Source organism: Pseudomonas bubulae, assembly GCF_900618535.1.
GTDB classification, from domain to species: domain Bacteria; phylum Pseudomonadota; class Gammaproteobacteria; order Pseudomonadales; family Pseudomonadaceae; genus Aquipseudomonas; species Aquipseudomonas bubulae.
In genome coordinates this window covers 802,531-820,969 of record NZ_UYJA01000002.1, presented here as the reverse complement: position 1 = coordinate 820,969, position 18,439 = coordinate 802,531, and the positions used below count along the sequence as shown (strand labels likewise).

The 18,439-nt window shown below is 58.0% G+C and carries 15 protein-coding genes and 6 tRNA genes; 11 read left to right on the top strand and 10 right to left on the bottom strand.

Features of this window, described 5'->3' with window-relative positions:
* Positions 1-16: 16 nt before the first annotated feature.
* Together prpB and PPTH39_RS10490 are read right to left on the bottom strand one after the other, a co-directional pair.
* A complete protein-coding gene (prpB, locus tag PPTH39_RS10495; protein ID WP_019827683.1) occupies positions 17-904 on the bottom strand; it encodes a methylisocitrate lyase in 888 nt (295 codons plus the stop codon).
* Positions 901-1,623, bottom strand: coding sequence for a GntR family transcriptional regulator (locus tag PPTH39_RS10490; protein WP_095003169.1), 723 nt, complete (start codon positions 1,621-1,623; stop codon positions 901-903). The genes prpB and PPTH39_RS10490 overlap by 4 nt, the downstream gene beginning before the upstream one ends.
* A gap of 280 nt (positions 1,624-1,903) precedes the next feature.
* Here PPTH39_RS10490 and rloA point away from each other — a divergent pair, with 280 nt between their 5' ends.
* The 8 genes from rloA to PPTH39_RS10450 all read left to right on the top strand — a co-directional run bounded on the left by rloA (position 1,904) and on the right by PPTH39_RS10450 (position 11,496).
* Complete coding sequence (rloA, locus tag PPTH39_RS10485) at positions 1,904-2,440, top strand: retropepsin-like aspartic peptidase RloA (RefSeq protein WP_095003112.1); 537 nt, start codon at positions 1,904-1,906, stop codon at positions 2,438-2,440.
* Between the two features lie 5 nt (positions 2,441-2,445).
* Positions 2,446-3,978 (top strand): osmotic stress tolerance membrane protein RloB, encoded by a 1,533-nt coding sequence (gene rloB / locus PPTH39_RS10480; protein ID WP_095003111.1) that lies wholly within the window; start codon positions 2,446-2,448, stop codon positions 3,976-3,978.
* Positions 3,978-4,961: an alpha-L-glutamate ligase-like protein gene (locus tag PPTH39_RS10475; RefSeq protein WP_095003110.1), complete on the top strand. Its 984-nt coding sequence runs from the start codon at positions 3,978-3,980 to the stop codon at positions 4,959-4,961. The genes rloB and PPTH39_RS10475 overlap by 1 nt, the downstream gene beginning before the upstream one ends.
* Before the next feature lie 188 nt (positions 4,962-5,149).
* Positions 5,150-6,493, top strand: coding sequence for an aminodeoxychorismate synthase component I (gene pabB, locus PPTH39_RS10470; RefSeq protein ID WP_130871966.1), 1,344 nt, complete (start codon positions 5,150-5,152; stop codon positions 6,491-6,493).
* A gap of 68 nt (positions 6,494-6,561) precedes the next feature.
* Positions 6,562-7,296, top strand: a complete 735-nt coding sequence (locus PPTH39_RS10465; RefSeq protein ID WP_095003109.1) for a phosphoadenylyl-sulfate reductase — start codon at positions 6,562-6,564, stop codon at positions 7,294-7,296.
* A gap of 205 nt (positions 7,297-7,501) precedes the next feature.
* Entirely contained in the window at positions 7,502-8,020 is a 519-nt protein-coding gene (locus PPTH39_RS10460; RefSeq protein ID WP_130871942.1) for a sigma-70 family RNA polymerase sigma factor, read from the top strand.
* A gap of 6 nt (positions 8,021-8,026) precedes the next feature.
* Complete coding sequence (locus tag PPTH39_RS10455) at positions 8,027-9,013, top strand: FecR family protein (protein WP_095019620.1); 987 nt, start codon at positions 8,027-8,029, stop codon at positions 9,011-9,013.
* A gap of 77 nt (positions 9,014-9,090) precedes the next feature.
* Entirely contained in the window at positions 9,091-11,496 is a 2,406-nt protein-coding gene (locus PPTH39_RS10450) for a TonB-dependent siderophore receptor (RefSeq protein WP_095027255.1), read from the top strand.
* Positions 11,497-11,592: 96 nt separating this feature from the next.
* Here PPTH39_RS10450 and PPTH39_RS10445 read toward each other — a convergent pair.
* The 6 genes from PPTH39_RS10445 to PPTH39_RS10420 form a co-directional block, all read right to left on the bottom strand.
* A tRNA-Asp gene (locus PPTH39_RS10445) sits at positions 11,593-11,669 on the bottom strand.
* Positions 11,670-11,688: 19 nt separating this feature from the next.
* Positions 11,689-11,764 (bottom strand) — tRNA-Val (locus PPTH39_RS10440).
* A 166-nt stretch (positions 11,765-11,930) separates the two neighbouring features.
* Positions 11,931-12,007, bottom strand: a tRNA-Asp gene (locus PPTH39_RS10435).
* 19 nt (positions 12,008-12,026) lie between these two features.
* Positions 12,027-12,102, bottom strand: a tRNA-Val gene (locus PPTH39_RS10430).
* Positions 12,103-12,321: 219 nt separating this feature from the next.
* Positions 12,322-12,398, bottom strand: a tRNA-Asp gene (locus tag PPTH39_RS10425).
* A 19-nt stretch (positions 12,399-12,417) separates the two neighbouring features.
* Positions 12,418-12,493: transfer RNA gene (locus PPTH39_RS10420), tRNA-Val, on the bottom strand.
* Between the two features lie 160 nt (positions 12,494-12,653).
* On the opposite strand from PPTH39_RS10420, the gene rdgC reads away from it, so the two are divergent.
* The 3 genes from rdgC (at position 12,654) to sugE (ending at position 15,105) form a co-directional block, all read left to right on the top strand.
* The gene (gene rdgC, locus PPTH39_RS10415) at positions 12,654-13,574 is read left to right on the top strand and encodes a recombination-associated protein RdgC (protein ID WP_088379231.1); all 921 of its coding nucleotides are present in this window, start codon (positions 12,654-12,656) and stop codon (positions 13,572-13,574) included.
* A 132-nt stretch (positions 13,575-13,706) separates the two neighbouring features.
* Positions 13,707-14,672, top strand: a complete 966-nt coding sequence (locus PPTH39_RS10410) for a bile acid:sodium symporter family protein (RefSeq protein WP_095003104.1) — start codon at positions 13,707-13,709, stop codon at positions 14,670-14,672.
* Positions 14,673-14,790: 118 nt separating this feature from the next.
* Complete coding sequence (gene sugE, locus PPTH39_RS10405) at positions 14,791-15,105, top strand: quaternary ammonium compound efflux SMR transporter SugE (protein ID WP_095003103.1); 315 nt, start codon at positions 14,791-14,793, stop codon at positions 15,103-15,105.
* A gap of 96 nt (positions 15,106-15,201) precedes the next feature.
* On the opposite strand, the gene PPTH39_RS10400 is transcribed toward sugE, so the two are convergent.
* Both PPTH39_RS10400 and PPTH39_RS10395 read right to left on the bottom strand, forming a co-directional pair.
* A complete protein-coding gene (locus tag PPTH39_RS10400) occupies positions 15,202-17,076 on the bottom strand; it encodes an MFS transporter (RefSeq protein ID WP_130871965.1) in 1,875 nt (624 codons plus the stop codon).
* A gap of 115 nt (positions 17,077-17,191) precedes the next feature.
* The gene (locus PPTH39_RS10395; protein WP_095019435.1) at positions 17,192-18,343 is read right to left on the bottom strand and encodes a TDT family transporter; all 1,152 of its coding nucleotides are present in this window, start codon (positions 18,341-18,343) and stop codon (positions 17,192-17,194) included.
* Between the last annotated feature and the right edge of the window lie 96 nt (positions 18,344-18,439).

The following is an 18,439-nucleotide window of genomic DNA, read 5'->3' as shown; positions in this document are numbered from 1 at the left end:
GAGTCACAGTGTTCTGTTACTTCTTCGCGGCAAACAACGCATCGAGTTTCTGCTCGAACTCGTGGTAGTTGATGGCATCGTAAAGTTCCATGCGGGTTTGCATGGTGTCGATCACGTTTTGCTGGGTGCCGTCGCGGCGGATCGCGGTGTAGACGTTTTCGGCCGCCTTGTTCATGGCCCGGAATGCCGACAGCGGATACAGCACCAGCGATACGTCAGCACCGGCCAGTTGCTCGGTGGTGTACAGCGGCGTGGCACCGAATTCGGTGATATTGGCCAGGATCGGGGCTTTGACCCGGTTGGCAAACAGTTTGTACATCTCAAGCTCGGTAATGGCTTCCGGGAACACCATGTCAGCCCCGGCTTCAACACAGGCCGCGGCACGTTCCAGGGCTGACTCAAGCCCTTCCACCGCCAGCGCATCGGTTCGCGCCATGATCACGAAGCTGTCATCGGTACGCGCATCGACGGCGGCCTTGATACGGTCGACCATTTCCTGCAGCGAAACGATTTCCTTGTTCGGGCGATGACCGCAACGCTTGGCGCCTACCTGGTCTTCAATGTGAATCGCCGCAGCGCCGAACTTGATCATCGACTTGACCGTGCGGGACACGTTGAAAAACGAAGAGCCGAAGCCGGTATCCACGTCCACCAGCAATGGCAGATCACATACATCGGTAATGCGTCGTACATCAGTCAGTACATCGTCCAGACCCGTAATACCCAGATCAGGTACGCCCAGCGACCCGGCTGCGACGCCTCCACCCGATAGATAGATGGCCTTGAAACCCGCACGCTTGGCCAGCAGCGCATGATTGGCGTTGATCGCACCCACCACTTGCAAAGGATGTTCGCTTGCAACTGCATCACGGAAACGCTGGCCTGGACTGTTCTTATTGCTCATGACTCACCTCGTGGAGTGGCTGTCTGCTGGGCACCGTCTTGGTAATGACGGGCAATATTGCGTTTCGATGCGCCGATATGTCGGCGCATCAACAATTCGGCCAGTTCGCCGTCGCGATCGGCAATGGCATCGAGAATCCGGTGATGCTCGGCAAACGCCTGATGTGGGCGGTTGGGCGTGGCGGAAAACTGGATGCGGTACATGCGCACCAACTGGTACAACTCGCCACAGAGCATTTGCGTCAGGGTGCGATTGCCACTGCCCTGAATAATTTTGTAATGAAAATCGAAGTCGCCTTCTTGCTGGTAGTAACCGACGCCCGCCTGAAACGCCTCATCGCGCTCATGGGTTTCGAGCACCTGGCGTAGCTCGGCGATGTCTTCGTCACTCATGCGTTCGGCGGCCAGGCGGCAGGCCATGCCTTCCAGGGACTCGCGAATTTCGTAGAGTTCGATCAGCTCGGCATGGCTCAGCGACACGACCCGCGCCCCGACATGGGGGACGCGCACCAACAAACGCTGGCCTTCAAGGCGATGGATGGCTTCGCGCAATGGCCCGCGGCTGATGCCGTAGGTGCGCGCCAGTTCGGGCTCGGAGATCTTGCTTCCCGGGGCGATTTCGCCTTTGACAATAGCCGCCTGAATGCGCCGAAAAACGTTCTCGGAAAGGGTTTCCGAGTCGTCCTGGGCGATCGTGGCAGGTTCCAGTGCTTGCAGCATATTGTCGACACCTTGAAAATCAATAGCGCTGAAATTAGCTATTTCAGCCCTGATAGTCAAAGAATAAATCGACATTGTCGACAATCCAAGAATACGACCTTGGTTGTATCGACAGGGTTGATCGCCGCTTGCAAGCGCCTCGGCGCTGGCGCCATAAAACCATCATGTTAGAATGCCGACCGCATCCGCCCTGCCCTCATCCATAGGGCAGCCGCACGAGGAAACTTGCGCTCCTGCCAGTCGCCTTGAACTGAAGATTGCAAGAGACGTGCTTCGATTTATGAAATTGCTTCCCCTCTATATCCTCGCCTTCCTGCTGTGCATACCCGGCCTGAGCCTGGCTGGCGAAAAAACCGTGTACGGCCTCAACGAGTACGCTGAGCTGGCAGGTATCGACCTGCAGGTGGCGGCCAAACTCGACACCGGCGCCAAGACCGCCTCGCTCAGCGCCCGAGATATCAAGCGCTTCAAGCGTGATGGCGAGAGCTGGGTACGCTTTTACCTGGCCATCGATGATGCCCACTCGCACCCCATCGAACGCCCGCTGGCCCGTGTCAGCAAGATCAAGCGACGCTCGGGTGATTACGATCCTGAGTCCGACAAGAACTACACCTCGCGCCCGGTTATTTCCCTGGAAATCTGCATGGGCAAGGCTTTACGCACCATCGAAGTGAACTTGACCGATAGAAGTGCGTTCCAATACCCGCTGTTGATTGGCTCCGAAGCGCTCAAACGCTTTGATGCGCTGGTCGACCCAAGCCTTAAATACGCTGCTGGCAAACCTGCCTGCGTCGCCAACGCTCAAACCGCAGAGTAATTGAAATGCGCGCTCTTACCCTTCACCTGAAAATCTTGATCACCATCCTTGTGGTGCTGGGCATTTCGATTACGGCCTATCAGATTTTCGTCCTCGGCATTCCTGTGACCGAAGACGCCACGGACGACTTGTGGAATATCGACGCCAAGGTCGAGTTCGTCGCCAGCTCCAAAGACCCGGTCAAGATCCAGATGTTCGTGCCGCCGCTTAACCGCGACTACGTCAGCCTCAACGAGAGCTTTATCTCCAACAACTACGGGGTGAGCGTCAACCGGGTTGACGGCAACCGCAAGGTCACCTGGTCGGCACGCCGGGTCAGTGGCAAGCAAACCCTGTACTACCGCCTGGTGTTGACCAAGCGCTACTCGGGCGACAAGACCAAGGTCAAAGGCCCGGTGTTCCGCGACAGCATCGCCGTGGAAGGCCCGGAAAAAATCGCCGCCGAAGCCTTGCTTGCACCTATCCGCCAGCACTCGGCCGATGTCGAAACCTTTATCAGCGAAACCATCAAGCGCGTCAGCAATGCCAATGATGACAACGTGAAACTGCTGCTGGCGGGTGATCCTTCGACTGCGCACAAGGCACAAATCATCGAGCTGCTGCTGTCGATTGCCCACGTTCCAATGGAAAAAGTCCACACCATCCGCCTGGTAGCCGATCAGCCGCAAACCCCGGAACTGTGGCTGCGCAGCTTTAACGGCAACGACTGGCTGTACTTCAACCCGGAAACCGGCGAACAGGGCCTGCCATCCGACCGCCTGCTGTGGTGGATCGGCGACGAACCGATGGTAACCGTCGATGGCGGCAAAAAAGCCAACGTTACTTTCAGCCTGAACAACAGCGAAATGAACGCCATTCGCCTGGCCAAGCTGACCGACGAAAACACCGACGCCAACTTCCTCGAATACTCACTGTACGGCTTGCCGCTGCAGACCCAGCAAACCTTCATGATCATGGTCATGATCCCGATCGGGGTACTGGTGATCCTGATTCTGCGCAACCTGATCGGCCTGCAAACCCTGGGCACATTCACCCCGGTACTGATTGCCCTGGCCTTCCGTGAGACCCAACTGGGCTTCGGCATCATCCTCTTTACGGTGATCACCGCACTTGGGCTGACGCTACGTTCCTACCTTGAACACTTGAAGCTGCAGATGCTGCCACGCCTGTCTGTAGTACTGACCTTTGTCGTTATCCTGATCGCGGCCATCAGCCTGTTCAGCCACAAGCTGGGTCTGGAGCGCGGGCTTTCAGTCGCCTTGTTCCCGATGGTGATTCTGACGATGACCATCGAGCGCCTGTCGATCACCTGGGAAGAGCGCGGTGGCGGGCATGCCATGAAGGTCGCGATCGGCACCCTGTTCGCAGCCACCCTGGCGTATCTGGTCATGAGCGTGCCGGAACTGGTGTACTTCGTGTTCACCTTCCCGGCGATCCTGCTGATCATGGTGGGCTTCATGCTGGCAATGGGTCGCTATCGTGGCTACCGCCTGACCGAACTGGTGCGTTTCAAAGCATTCTTGAAGGCTGACTCCTGATGTTCGGCTTCTGGAAGACCTGGAAGGCCCTGGAAGCCCGGGGCATCATGGGCATTAATCGGCGCAATGCGGACTACGTACTCAAGTACAACAAACGCAGCCTGTATCCGATTGTGGATGACAAGATCATCACCAAGGAACGTGCAATCAAAGCGGGCATTCACGTACCTGAGATGTACGGCGTGATTTCCACCGAGAAAGAAATCGAAAAGCTGGATGACATCATCGGTGACCGCAACGACTTCGTGATCAAGCCCGCACAAGGCGCGGGCGGTGACGGCATTCTGGTGATCGCGGACCGCTTCGAAGACCGCTTCCGTACCGTCTCGGGCAAGATCATCAGCCATGAAGAGATCGAACATCAGATTTCCAGCATCCTCACCGGTCTGTACTCCCTGGGTGGTCACCGGGACCGGGCATTGATCGAATACCGGGTAACCCCGGACCAGATCTTCAAAAGCATCAGCTACGAAGGCGTGCCGGATATCCGCATCATCGTGCTGATGGGTTACCCGGTAATGGCCATGCTGCGCCTGCCTACCCGGCAATCGGGCGGCAAGGCCAACCTGCACCAGGGCGCCATCGGTGTTGGCGTCGACCTGGCCACCGGCCTGACCCTGCGTGGCACCTGGCTGAACAACATCATCAGCAAGCACCCCGACACCACCAACGCGGTGGACGGCGTGCAACTGCCCAACTGGGACGGTTTCATGAAGCTGGCGGCCGGTTGCTACGAGTTATGCGGCCTGGGCTACATCGGCGTGGACATGGTTCTCGATCAGGATAAAGGCCCGCTGATTCTGGAACTCAACGCCCGTCCGGGGCTGAATATCCAGATTGCCAACGATTGCGGCCTGACCCTGCGCACCCACGCAGTCGAGGCCCACCTCGAAGAACTGGCCGCCAAAGGCATCAAGGAAACACCGGAAGAGCGCGTGCGCTTTGCCCAGGAACTGTTCGGCCATATTCACCCGCCCGAATAAGCGTTTTCACACCTTTGGGAGCGGGCTTGCTCGCGATGCTATCAACGCGTTTTACCTGCTAAACCGCGTCACTTCTATCGCGAGCAAGCCCGCTCCCACAGTTCTCGCAGTTCCCACAAGCCGCATAGATTTGCAACCCTGCACAGGACTACAATCAGCCCCCCGCTCCGATGGCTGATTTGCTGCGCATGTTGACCTGCTCCGTACACCCGCTGCCTTACCTCGCCAACCCTGCCGACTATTTTTCGGCCATTCGCAATGCACCCGGCGCCGTGCTGCTCGACAGTGGCCGCCCCACTGCAGACCGTGGTCGCTTTGACCTGATGAGCGCATGGCCTGAGGCAGAACTGACCCTGCAGCCAGACGAGTCGGGACGAGACTTTCTGCAACGCCTGCGTGAAGGCCTCAAGCAACTGGGCGCTGCCAGCCTCCCGGACGAATACGAGCTGCCGTTTGCTGGCGGTCTGATCGGTTACCTGAGTTACGACTTTGGCCGACAACTCGAACAGCTGCCCGCCAACGCCCGGGATGACCTGCACCTGCCCGAAGCGCAATTGGGCCTGTATGCCTGGGCGCTGATCAGTGACCATTATGCAGCCACCAGCCAGCTTGTATTTCACCCAAACCTCGAAACAGCAGAGCGCCAGCGCCTGATCCAGTTGTTCAGCCAGCCTGCCCCGTCGCACAACAAGCCATTCAATCTCAAGCAACCGATGCAACCGGATATCAGCGCCAGCCAGTACCAGCAGGCTCTGGAACAGATCCATCGGTATATCCAGGCGGGCGACTGCTATCAGGTCAATTACACCCAGCGCTTCAGCGGCCAGTGCGAGGGCGATGCCTGGAGTGCCTATGGCGCATTGCGCGCGGCCTGCCCCACACCTTTTTCCGGCTTTATGAGCCTGGCGGGCGACAACGCGATCCTGAGCCTCTCTCCTGAGCGCTTTGTACGGATAAGTCAGAATCAAGTGGAAACCCGACCGATCAAAGGCACCCGCCCAAGGGGCAAAGACAGCCGCGAAGATGCAGCCAACGCCGCCGAACTGCTGGCCAGCCCCAAGGATCGCGCAGAAAACCTGATGATCGTCGATTTGCTGCGCAACGACCTGGGGCGCACCTGCCGCACCGGTTCGGTGAGCGTGCCGCAGTTGTTTACACTCGAAAGCTATCCCAACGTCCATCACCTGGTGAGCAGCGTGATCGGCGAACTGGCCGATGGCAAAGACGCCCTGGACCTGATTGGCGACAGCTTTCCGGGCGGCTCGATTACCGGCGCCCCGAAAATCCGCGCCATGCAGATCATCGACGAGCTGGAACCCACCCGACGCAGCATTTACTGCGGCTCTCTGCTGTACCTCGACGTGCGTGGCGAAATGGACAGCTCCATCGCCATCCGCAGCCTGCTGGTCAAGGACGGGCGCATCAGTTGCTGGGGCGGCGGCGGCATTGTGGCCGACTCCGACTGGCAGGATGAATACCAGGAATCCATCACCAAAGTGAAGGTACTGCTCGATACACTGCAAACCCTGTAGCCCGCGCTTTTTGCTAAGATCACGAGACTAGAGAGCGCCCAGCGCCATTCACTGCAGGAAGCCGCCTGATGAGCCATCCGTTTGACGTCGCCGAACTCGCCGCGACATACGCCAGCAAGTCCCCGCAAGATATTCTCAAACTCGCCTTTGAACATTTTGGCGACGAACTCTGGATCTCCTTCAGCGGCGCCGAAGACGTGGTGCTGGTGGACATGGCCTGGAAGCTCAACAAGAACGTCAAGGTGTTCAGCCTCGACACCGGCCGCCTGCACCCCGAGACCTACCGGTTTATCGAACAGGTACGTGAACATTACAAGATCCAGATCGAGCTGATCTCGCCGGATCAAAGCAAGCTCGAACCCTTCGTCAAAGAGAAAGGCCTGTTCAGCTTCTATAAAGACGGCCATGGCGAATGCTGCGGCATACGCAAGATCGAGCCGCTGCGACGCAAGCTGTCGACGGTCAAGGCCTGGGCCACCGGCCAGCGCCGCGACCAGAGCCCCGGCACCCGCAGCCAGGTTGCCGCCCTGGAAATTGACGGCGCGTTCTCCACACCCGAGCGCACGCTGTACAAGTTCAACCCGTTGGCACAAATGACCAGCGAGGAAGTCTGGGGCTATATCCGCATGCTGGAGCTGCCTTACAACAGCCTGCATGAACGCGGTTTTATCAGCATCGGCTGCGAGCCCTGCACCCGTCCGGTACTGCCCAACCAGCACGAGCGCGAAGGCCGCTGGTGGTGGGAAGAAGCCACGCAAAAAGAATGCGGGCTGCATGCCGGCAATTTGATCGCGAAGAACTAAAACACCCGCCTCCACACTCTGTGGGAGCGGGCTTGCTCGCGATGGATACAACGCGGTGTACCTGCCACACCGAGGCGATCCCATCGCGAGCAAGCCCGCTCCCACAGTTGCAAGTGACCGTTACATTTCATCGCCCGCCTTGCGTTTACCCCGGACTTTCGTTGAGAATTGGTAATTATTCTCAATAACATTTAGGCAGCGTCCTATGTCTTCGGGTGAACCGTCCTACCAGAGCGCTATTACCGAACTGTACTGCGAGCATCACGGCTGGCTGTTTGGCTGGCTACGCAGAAAGCTCGGTTGCGCGCAAAATGCCGCCGATCTGGCCCAGGACACCTTCGCCCGAATTCTCAATGCCCGCGAATCGGTAGCCTCCCTGCGCGAGCCCCGGGCCTTTTTGAGCACCACGGCACGCCGCCTGATCATCGATCAGGTGCGCCGCAAACAGATAGAAAACGCCTACTTGCAAGAACTTGCGCTGACCGCCGAGGCACTCGAAGGCTATCAATCACCCGAGCAAATTCTTACCACCCTGGAAGCCCTGGAGCAGATCGCCTTTATTCTCGAAGGCATGCAGGACAAAGCCCGCCAGGCCTTTGTGCTGTATTACCTGGACGGCCTGACCCAGTGCCAAATCGCCCGGCAACTGGGCCTGTCTGACCGCACCGTGCGCAAGTACCTTATCCAGGCCCTGCTGCATTGCAGCCACAGCCTGAACACCTGAGCCCGCATGCCCGAACAGCCCGATTCAATAGACGAACAAGCCGCCGAATGGATCCTTCGCCTGCACGAGGAAGGGTTCAGCGAGGGCTTGCGCCTGGAATTCGAGCGCTGGAAACAGCAAAGCCCGCAACACGCCGCCGCAGCCCGGCGCATGCAAGATGTCATCAACCGCCTACAGGCGTTGCGCCAGCAGTCGACGCCAGCCAAGGCAGCGCTCAATGCCGCATTTGCCGGGCGCAAGGCAGTCACCCGACGCAAACATGCCTTGCGCGCCCTGCTGATTGCCGGCTGCCTGGCCCTGCCGGCCACCCTGCTGGTGCAAAGCCATTATCCCGAGCAATGGCTGGCCGATATCAGCACCGGCCCCAATGACTGGAAAACACAGCGCCTGGCCGACAACTCGAGCATTACCCTCAGCGGCACCAGCGCGCTCAATGTACATTTTGACGGCCAGGCGCGGCGCATTGAACTACTGCAAGGTGAAGTACTGGTCGACGTCGCCCATGACAGCGCCCGGCCATTTTTCGTGGAAACAGCCCAAGGCAGCATGCGCGCCCTGGGCACCCGCTTTGTAGTCAAGCGCCAGGGTGACACCACCGTATTGAGCATGTTGCAGTCTCGCGTCGCCGCGCAAAGCGCGAACGAGCAGCAAACCCTGGAGGTGAGTGCAGGCTCCCGGGCGCTGATTCGCCAGGGCTCGGTCGAACTGGCTGGCAGCATCTCCCCGGCCAGCATCGATCAGGCTTGGGAGCGCCATCAACTGGTGGTTGAAGATCAGCCGCTGCCTCAGGTGCTTGATGAAATTTCCCGCCATCGACGCGGGCACCTGCAGTTTGATCGCAACACCCTGGCCGGCCTGCGCGTCTCGGCTGTACTGCCTCTGGACGATACCGACCGGGCGTTGCAACTGATCGCCGACACCTTGCCCCTGCAGATCAAAACCTACACACCCTGGCTGGTTGTGATCAGCCAGCTGCACACCCCTGAAAAATAATAATTCCCATTCGTTCCGCTTTTGTCGAGTCAGCCGTCAAGGTAGGTAACAACGACTCATAAAGGACTACGTCTTCCATGCTGACCTCCTACAAACCCCTTGCGCTGGCGATTCACTTGATCGTTGCGTCGGCGGCTGGCGTGGCATACGCCGCCACTGCCCAGGCACAAACTGCAGCCGTACAGAGCTACGACATACCCGCAGGCCCGCTGAGCAACGCACTGAACCGCTTCGCGCAACAAGCCGGCGTGGCGATCATTTTTCAGTCGAGCAACCTGGAAGGCCTGTCGACTCCGGGCCTGCAGGGTGCCTACAACGAACATGACGGATTCGAAGCCTTGTTGCGGGGCAGCGGCTATACCATGGTCAAAGGCGCCAACGGCTACAGGCTCGACGCCCTGCCCGCGGCAGGCGGCGCACTGGAGTTGGGCGCCACCCAGGTCAGCGCCAACCAGCTCGGGACTATCACCGAAGGCACCGGTTCCTACACCCCCGGCTCCATCGCGACAGCAACACGCATGGTACTGACGCCAAGGGAAACCCCCCAGTCCATTTCCGTGGTGACCCGCCAGGCCATGGACGATTTCGGCATGAACTCCATCGATGACGTGATGCGCCACACCCCCGGCATCACCGTGGCCACCTATGACAGCGATCGCACCAGCTATTACTCCCGTGGTTTTGCGATCAAGAACTTCCAGTACGACGGCATCCCCATCTTGCAAGACCCGCAGTACTCGGCCGGGCACACCCTGACTGACACCGCCATCTATGACCGGGTCGAAATCCTGAAAGGCGCAACCGGCCTGCTCACCGGCGCTGGCGGACCGGGCGGTACCATCAATATGGTGCGCAAAAAACCGACCCGCGAATTCAAGGCCCATATCGATGTGGGCGCAGGCTCCTGGGAAAACTACCGCTCCGAAATCGATGTCAGCGGGCCATTAACCGAGAGCGGCAATGTGCGTGGCCGGGCCGTGGCGGCTTACCAGGACAAGCACTCATTCATGGATCACTACAAGCGTGACAGCGAGGTTTACTACGGCATTCTTGAAGTGGATCTGAGCCCCGACACCCTGCTGACCCTGGGTGCCGATTATCAGGACAACAACCCCAAAGGTTCCAGCTGGTCAGGCAGCGCATCACTGTTCAACTCCAAAGGTGACCGGATCAGCACCCCGCGCTCATTCAACAATGGCGCCAAATGGAGCAGTTGGGAGCAATACACCCGCACGGTGTTCTCAACCCTGGAACACAACTTTGCCAACGGCTGGGTAGTCAAAGGCCAGTACAACCACCAGATCAACGGCTATAACGCCCCGCTGGGCGCCCTGCTTGACCCGGACGCCACTACCGGGCTGGCAAAAATGCTCGCCCGCAAATACACCGGCGAATACGTCAGCGATAGCGGTGACCTGTTTGCCACCGGTCCGTTCAGCCTGCTGGGGCGCGAACATGAACTGGTCGTCGGTGGTTCGGTGTCCAAATCACACTGGACTGGCAAGGACTATACCAATGCCAATATGGTCAACAACGCCTACGACTACTACAACTGGAAAGGCAACAGCCTTGAGCCGGACTGGGGCAATGTCACTTCATACAACGATGAAACAACACGCCAGACCGGTACCTACGTGACCGGCCGCTTCAGCCTGACCGACGACCTTAAACTGATGCTGGGCACCCGGGTGGCCAATTACACCCTGACCGGCACGAGCCACGCCAAGGACACGGGCAAAGTGCTGCCGTACGCAGCCCTGATCTACGACATCAATGACAATATTTCGGCCTATACCAGCTACACGGAGATTTTCCTGCCGCAGTCGTATTACCGCGATCGCGACAACAAGATGCTTGAGCCGGATGAAGGCACCAACTACGAGCTGGGGCTGAAAGGCGAGTTCTTTGATGGCCGCCTGAATTCAAGCCTGGCCTACTTTGAAGTGCATCAGGACAACCGTCCTGAAGCAGACATGGCCTACAACGGCAATCCGACCAACCCGGACATCGACTACGCCTACAAGGGTATCAAGGCCACGACCAAGGGCTACGAAGCAGAGATCTCCGGTGAACTGATGCCAGGCTGGCAATTGCAGGCGGGGTACACCCACAAGGTCAGCCGTGACCAGGGCGGCACAAAGGTCTCGACCTGGGAACCGGAAGACCAGATCAACCTGTACACCAGCTACAAGCTGACCGGCGATCTGGACAAACTGACCCTGGGCGGCGGCGTTCGCTGGCAGAGCACCGGCTGGCAGATGCTGACCAACTGGAACAAGGGCGGCACCGTGGAAAAATTCTCCCAGGACCCATACTGGCTGGTTGATCTGATGGCGCGCTATCAGATTTCGAAAAACCTGTCGGCCACGGTCAATCTGAACAACGCATTCGACAAGTCGTATTACACCAATATCGGTTTTTATAACTCGTCGTACTACGGTGACCCTCGCAATGTGATGGTGACCACGCGCTGGGATTTCTAAACCCCACACACCACAAAACACCCGCGCACAAAAAAGCCTGCACTAAGCAGGCTTTTTTGTTGATCACAAGCGTTCAAGGGGCCTGTGTTCAGAATATGGCGCAGCGGACGGGACTCGAACCCGCGACCCCCGGCGTGACAGGCCGGTATTCTAACCGACTGAACTACCGCTGCGCGTAACATTGAAAGCAAGTGGTGGGTGATGACGGGATCGAACCGCCGACCCTCTGCTTGTAAGGCAGATGCTCTCCCAGCTGAGCTAATCACCCTTGTACTTCACTTTCGTTGCGGGGCGCATTCTCTCACACTATTCGCGTAAGTTGTTGTTTTATTTGAATTTTTTATCAATCAAAGAAAACATGCATACACAAAAAAGCCTGCACAAGGCAGGCTTTTTGTTGATCACAAGCGTTCAAGGGGCTTGTGTTCAGAATATGGCGCAGCGGACGGGACTCGAACCCGCGACCCCCGGCGTGACAGGCCGGTATTCTAACCGACTGAACTACCGCTGCGCGTAACATTGAAAGCAAGTGGTGGGTGATGACGGGATCGAACCGCCGACCCTCTGCTTGTAAGGCAGATGCTCTCCCAGCTGAGCTAATCACCCTTGTACTTCGCTTTCGTTGCGGGGCGCATTCTCTCACACTATTTGTGTAAGTGGTTGTTTTTATTTGGCTTTTTTTCAAAACCTTGTAAAAACATCCGTTTCCATCGCCCTGCATCTTTGATTTCGCAGCGAACTGCCAAACCGAAGCCTTTCGGGTAAACCTGCATTTATCAGGCTTATCCCAACCACAAGCGTTCAAGGGGCTTATGGCAAAAAAAATGGCGCAGCGGACGGGACTCGAACCCGCGACCCCCGGCGTGACAGGCCGGTATTCTAACCGACTGAACTACCGCTGCGCGTAACACTGTGAGCGAATGGTGGGTGATGACGGGATCGAACCGCCGACCCTCTGCTTGTAAGGCAGATGCTCTCCCAGCTGAGCTAATCACCCTTTCACTCTCGGTGTGGCGCGCATTCTACGGAGCGACTTATAGTCTGGCAAGTACTTTTTAAAATAATTTTCCCAAGCACTACAAAGGCTTAGCGCAGGGTTGGCCTATTAAGGTTATCAAGCGAATAATGCGTCTTTGTATATAGGAGTGATTCACCCCATGTGGTTCAAAAACCTGCTTATCTATCGCCTGACCCAAGATCTGCCATTTGATGCACAGGTGCTGGAAACTGCACTGGCCACCAAACTGGCCCGCCCGTGTTCAAGCCAGGAAGTAGCCACCTACGGTTTCGTTGCCCCGTTCGGCAAAGGCGAAGACGCCCCGCTGGTTCACGTCAGCCAGGACTTCCTGCTGATTGCCGCCCGCAAAGAAGAGCGCATCCTGCCGAGCAGCGTGGTGCGTGATGCATTAAAGGAGAAGGTCGAAGAGATCGAGGCCGAGCAAATGCGCAAGGTCTACAAAAAGGAACGCGATCAGCTCAAGGATGAAATCATCCAGGCCTTCCTGCCCCGCGCCTTTATCCGCCGCTCCGCCACCTTTGCCGCCATCGCGCCAAAACAGGGCCTGATCCTGGTTAACGCCTCCAGCCCGAAACGCGCCGAGGATTTACTGTCCACCCTGCGTGAAGTGATCGGCTCGCTGCCGGTTCGCCCACTGGCAGTCAAGGTTGCACCAAGTGCGGTGATGACGGAATGGGTCAAGACCCAGAAAGCCGCCGACAACTTCTTTGTCCTCGACGAATGCGAGCTGCGCGACACCCATGAAGATGGCGGCATCATCCGCTGCAAACGCCAGGACCTGACCAGCGACGAAATCCAGCTGCACTTGAGCACTGGCAAAGTCGTAACCCAGCTGTCGCTGGCCTGGCAGGACAAACTGTCGTTCGTACTGGACGACAAACTGGTGGTCAAACGCCTGAAGTTCGAAGACCTGCTGCAAGACCAGGCCGAACAGGACGGCGGTGATGACGATCTGGGCCAGCAGGACGCCAGCTTCACCCTGATGATGCTGACCTTCGGCGAGTTCTTGCCACAGCTGTTTGAAGCACTGGGCGGCGAAGAGATCCCACAGGGCATCTAAACACCCGCTGCAATCGTTTTTTTGTGGGAGCGAGCCTGCTCGCGAAACTAGCGCCACGGCGCTCACGAGATCTTCGCGAGCAGGCTCGCTCCCACAATCATATCCACCAGAACAACCACAATAAGGACCACCATGCGCGCACTTGCTGCCTTAAGCCGCTTTGTCGGTAATACCTTTGCTTACTGGGTTCTGATTTTTGCCGTGCTGGCGTTTCTTGAGCCAGCCTGGTTTGTTGGCCTTAAAGGCTACATCGTGCCGCTGCTTGGCGTGGTGATGTTCGGCATGGGCCTGACCCTCAAACTCGATGACTTCGCCGAAGTCGCCCGTCACCCCTGGCGTGTGGCGCTGGGTGTGGTTGCACATTTCGTGATCATGCCCGGCGTGGCGTGGTTGCTTTGCCAGGTGTTCCACCTGCCACCGGAAATCGCCGTTGGGGTGATCCTGGTCGGTTGCTGCCCAAGCGGCACCTCGTCCAATGTCATGACCTGGCTGGCCCGGGGCGATCTGGCGCTGTCGGTGGCGATTGCCGCCGTAACCACCCTCCTCGCCCCCTTGTTGACCCCGGCCCTGATCTGGCTGCTGGCGTCGGCCTGGCTGCCGGTTTCGTTTATGGAGCTGTTCTGGTCGATCCTGCAGGTTGTGTTGCTACCGATTGTGCTCGGCGTACTGGCCCAGCGCCTGCTTGGCGCACGGGTGCGCTTTGCCGTCGATGTGCTGCCGCTGGTGTCAGTGGTCAGCATCGTGATTATCGTCGCCGCCGTGGTGGCGGCCAGTCAGGCGCAAATCGCCAAGTCCGGCTTGCTGATTATGGCCGTGGTGATACTGCACAATAGTTTCGGCTATTTGCTCGGCTACTTTACCGGCCGTCTGTTCAAATTGCCCCTGGCCCAGCGTAAATCCCTGGCCCTGGAAGTCGGCATGCAGAACTCGGGGCTGGGCGCGGCTCTGGCCAGCGCCCACTTCTCGCCGTTGGCGGCCGTGCCCAGTGCGCTGTTCAGCGTTTGGCACAATATTTCGGGGGCGCTGCTGTCGACCTATTTCCGGCGCATGAGCGAAAAAGAAGATCGCCTGGCAGCAGCCAAGGCTGCTATTGAGTGAAAAATCGGGGTTGCCTGTGGGAATAATCATGTGCAATATACTGCGCACTGCGAGGACGACCTCGCGACTCATCGAGTGATTATTCCGGGGACGACCCCATCAGTTGATGGAGAAGACCATGTCCTGGATCATTCTGTTTTTCGCCGGCCTGTTTGAAGTTGGCTGGGCTGTAGGCCTTAAGTACACCGACGGTTTCAGCCGCCCGTTGCCGACGGCCCTGACTGTAGGCGCCATGATCATCAGCCTTGGCTTGCTGGGTCTGGCCATGAAAGAACTGCCGCTGGGCACTGCCTACGCAATCTGGACGGGCGTTGGCGCGGTGGGCACTGTGATTGCCGGGATCATCCTGTTTGGTGAATCCATGGCGTTGTTCCGGCTGGCCAGTGTTGCACTGATCATTGCCGGCCTGGTGGGCCTTAAAGTCAGCACATAGCACGAAAAACTGTGGGAGCGGGCTTACTCGCGATTGGGCCGACCTGGTATTCAAGTCCCCCTTCGCGAGCAGGCTCGCTCCCACAGTGTCTTTGATTTACTGCACAGCCCCGCGCAACGCCATCACCCGCTCACGCAACAGCTTTTGCGTGGCCTCCCCGGCCGCTATCGGCGTACCTGCAACCAGCGTCACCCGCGACCATAGGCGATGGAAAAAGCCCTTGTGCGGATCGCGACTGAAAAAACTGCCCCACAGCCCCTGCAACGCCATCGGAATCACCGGCACCGGCGTGCGCTCCAGAATCCGCATCACCCCCGCCTTGAACTCGTCGATCTGTCCGTCCGTGGTGAGCTTGCCCTCAGGGAAGATGCACACCAGTTCGCCGTCAGCCAGATAGCGGGCAATCCTGTCGAATGCCTGATCATGGATTGCTTCATCTTCCCCCCGACCGGCAATGGGAATAGTCCCCGCAGTACGGAAGATAAAGTTCAGAACCGGCAAATCGTAAATTTTGTAATACATGACAAAGCGAATCGGACGACGCACTGCGCCGCCTATCAATAATGCATCGACATATGAGACATGGTTGCACACCAACAACGCTGCCCCCTCATCGGGGATCAGCTCCAGGTGCTTGTGCTGCACGCGGTACATGGAATGGCCCAGCAGCCAGATCAAGAAGCGCATGCTGAATTCAGGCACGATTTTGAAGATGTAGGCGTTGACCGCAATATTCATCAACGACACCACCAGAAACAACTCGGGGATTGTCAGTCCGGCCACGCTGAGCAACAGGATGGTGACCAGTGCCGACACCACCATGAACAGCGCATTGAGGATATTGTTGGCCGCGATCACCCGCGCCCGCTCGCTCTCCGAGGTGCGCGACTGGATCAGCGCATACAACGGCACTATATAGAAGCCGCCAAACACGCCGAGCCCAAGAATATCCAGCAGCACCCACCAGGCCTGGCTGAAACCCAGCACGCCCAGCCAGTCGTTGGCCTGGATGTTTTGCGGCATCAGCCCCGAATGCCACCACAGCAACAGGCCAAATACGGTCAGGCCAAACGAACCAAAGGGCACCAGCCCAATTTCGACCTTGCGCCCCGACAGTTTCTCGCACAACAACGACCCCAGTGCGATACCCACTGAAAACACTGTAAGGATCAACGTCACAACGGTCTCGTCGCCAGACAGCCAATCCTTGGCGTAGGCCGGGATTTGCGTCAGGTAGATCGCACCAACAAACCAGAACCACGAATTGCCCACCACGGAACGGGATACCGCAGGCGTCTGATTCAGACCCAGGCGCAGAGTGGCCCAGGATTCGCTGAAAATATTCCAGTTCAGCCGCAACTGCGGCGTATCTGCCGGCGCAGACGGAATGGCGCGACTGGCCAGGTACCCCAGCACTGCGACCGCGATAATCACCAGCGAAACGATAACCGTGTAATTGCCGGAGGACAGCATGATCCCGGCGCCAATGGTGCCCGCCAGAATCGCCAGAAAAGTGCCCATTTCCACCAGGCCATTACCACCCACCAGCTCTTCAGGTTGCAGGGTCTGCGGCAATATCGAGTACTTGACCGGGCCGAACAGCGCCGAATGGGTGCCCATCGCGAACAACGCGACCAGCATCAATGCCAGGTGGTCGAATGCAAAGCCAATGGCTGCAACCACCATGATGGCGATTTCGCCCAGCTTAATCAGACGAATCAGACGGTCCTTGGCGTACTTTTCACCAAACTGACCGGCCAGGGCCGAGAACAGGAAAAAAGGCACGATAAACAGCAACGCGCACAGATTGACCCAGATACCCCGGTCACCTTCGATATTGAGCTTATAAAGGATGGCCAGAATCAGCGATTGCTTGAACAGGTTGTCATTGAGCGCGCCCAGGGCCTGGGTCACGAAAAAAGGCAGGAAGCGGCGCTTGCCTAGCAAGCTGAATTGCGAGGGGTGACTCATCATCCATGTACTCACGTTGCGCTGAAGGGCTTTCTCTTTGGAGGGCCGTTGTAACACTCAGGGCACAACCTTGCTCGGGTTCTGTGCATAGGTGCACAGAACCCGAGGGTACGTTTTACTTCTTCAACCCGGCAATGCAGGGCGAGACAAACAACTCGCCGCGATAGGCGCCTTGTACGGTGCGCTTGCCGACCAGCAGCCACATCAGGGCCAGCGCCAGTACCAACACACAACCGGCCACATCAAAGAAGCTCAGGTGCAGCATGCTGCCCAGGCGCAGGGTGGCCAGCGAGTACACCCCCAGCGGGAAGGTGAAGCCCCACCAGCCCAGGTTGAACGGGATGCCCGAGCGGAAGTAGCGAATAGTGATCAATGCCGCCATCACAATCCACCACAAGCCCACACCCCACAGAATCACCCCGCTGATCAGGCCCAGGCCTTCGACAATCTCACCGATTCGTGCCAGGCCATTGGCCGCAAAAATTTCCGGGGCATCGGCACCCAGCAACAGCAGGCCCAGTGCACCCGTACCGATAGGGCCTAACGCCAGCCAGCTGGATGCAGCCATGCTCTCGTGGGGCAGTTTATGCAGCGCCATGCGCAGGATCAAAATGGTCAGGATGCTGAATGCCACCGGCACCGAAAACGCCCACAGTACATAGCTGGTAATCAGCACATGAAACTGCGTGACGGTATCGCTCAGATACGGTGCCAAGAGACCGCCACTGGCTGCCGCAACCTCAGCGGCCACCACCGGCAGCAGCCAGACAGCAGTCATCTGGTCGATGCTGTGATCCTGACGGGTAAACATCAGGTAGGGGATCAGCACGCCACAGCCCAGCGCCATGGCCACATCGATCCACCACAGCACTTCGGCCACCTGCACCATGCCGTCACCCCAGCGCGGCACGCCGAACACCAGAAAGCCGTTGATGATGGTGGCCAGGCCCATGGGGATGGTGCCAAAGAACATCGACACTGTGGAGTGCCCGAAAATGCGCTGCGCCTCGTCGAAATACAACATCCAGCGCGCGCCATAAAGCACGCTGAATAGAATAAACAGACCGATATTGAACAACCACAACCCTTCGGCAAAGGCATGTACACCGGGAATATGCACCGGTAATTGAGCCAGGGCCAAGGCCAAAACCCCCGTACCCATGGTCGCGGCAAACCAGTTCGGGGTGAACTGGCGGATCACTTCGCGGGGGTGCTGCAAGTGGCTAAATGGCCGAAAAGCGGCTTTGGCTTTGTTTGGGCAAGTCATGGGTTCCTCCTGAGCCTCGTTTGAGGTGCAATTAGAGTAGAACCAAATCGAATATCTATATAACGGGTAATTTCTCTAACTGTTATCTACTACACC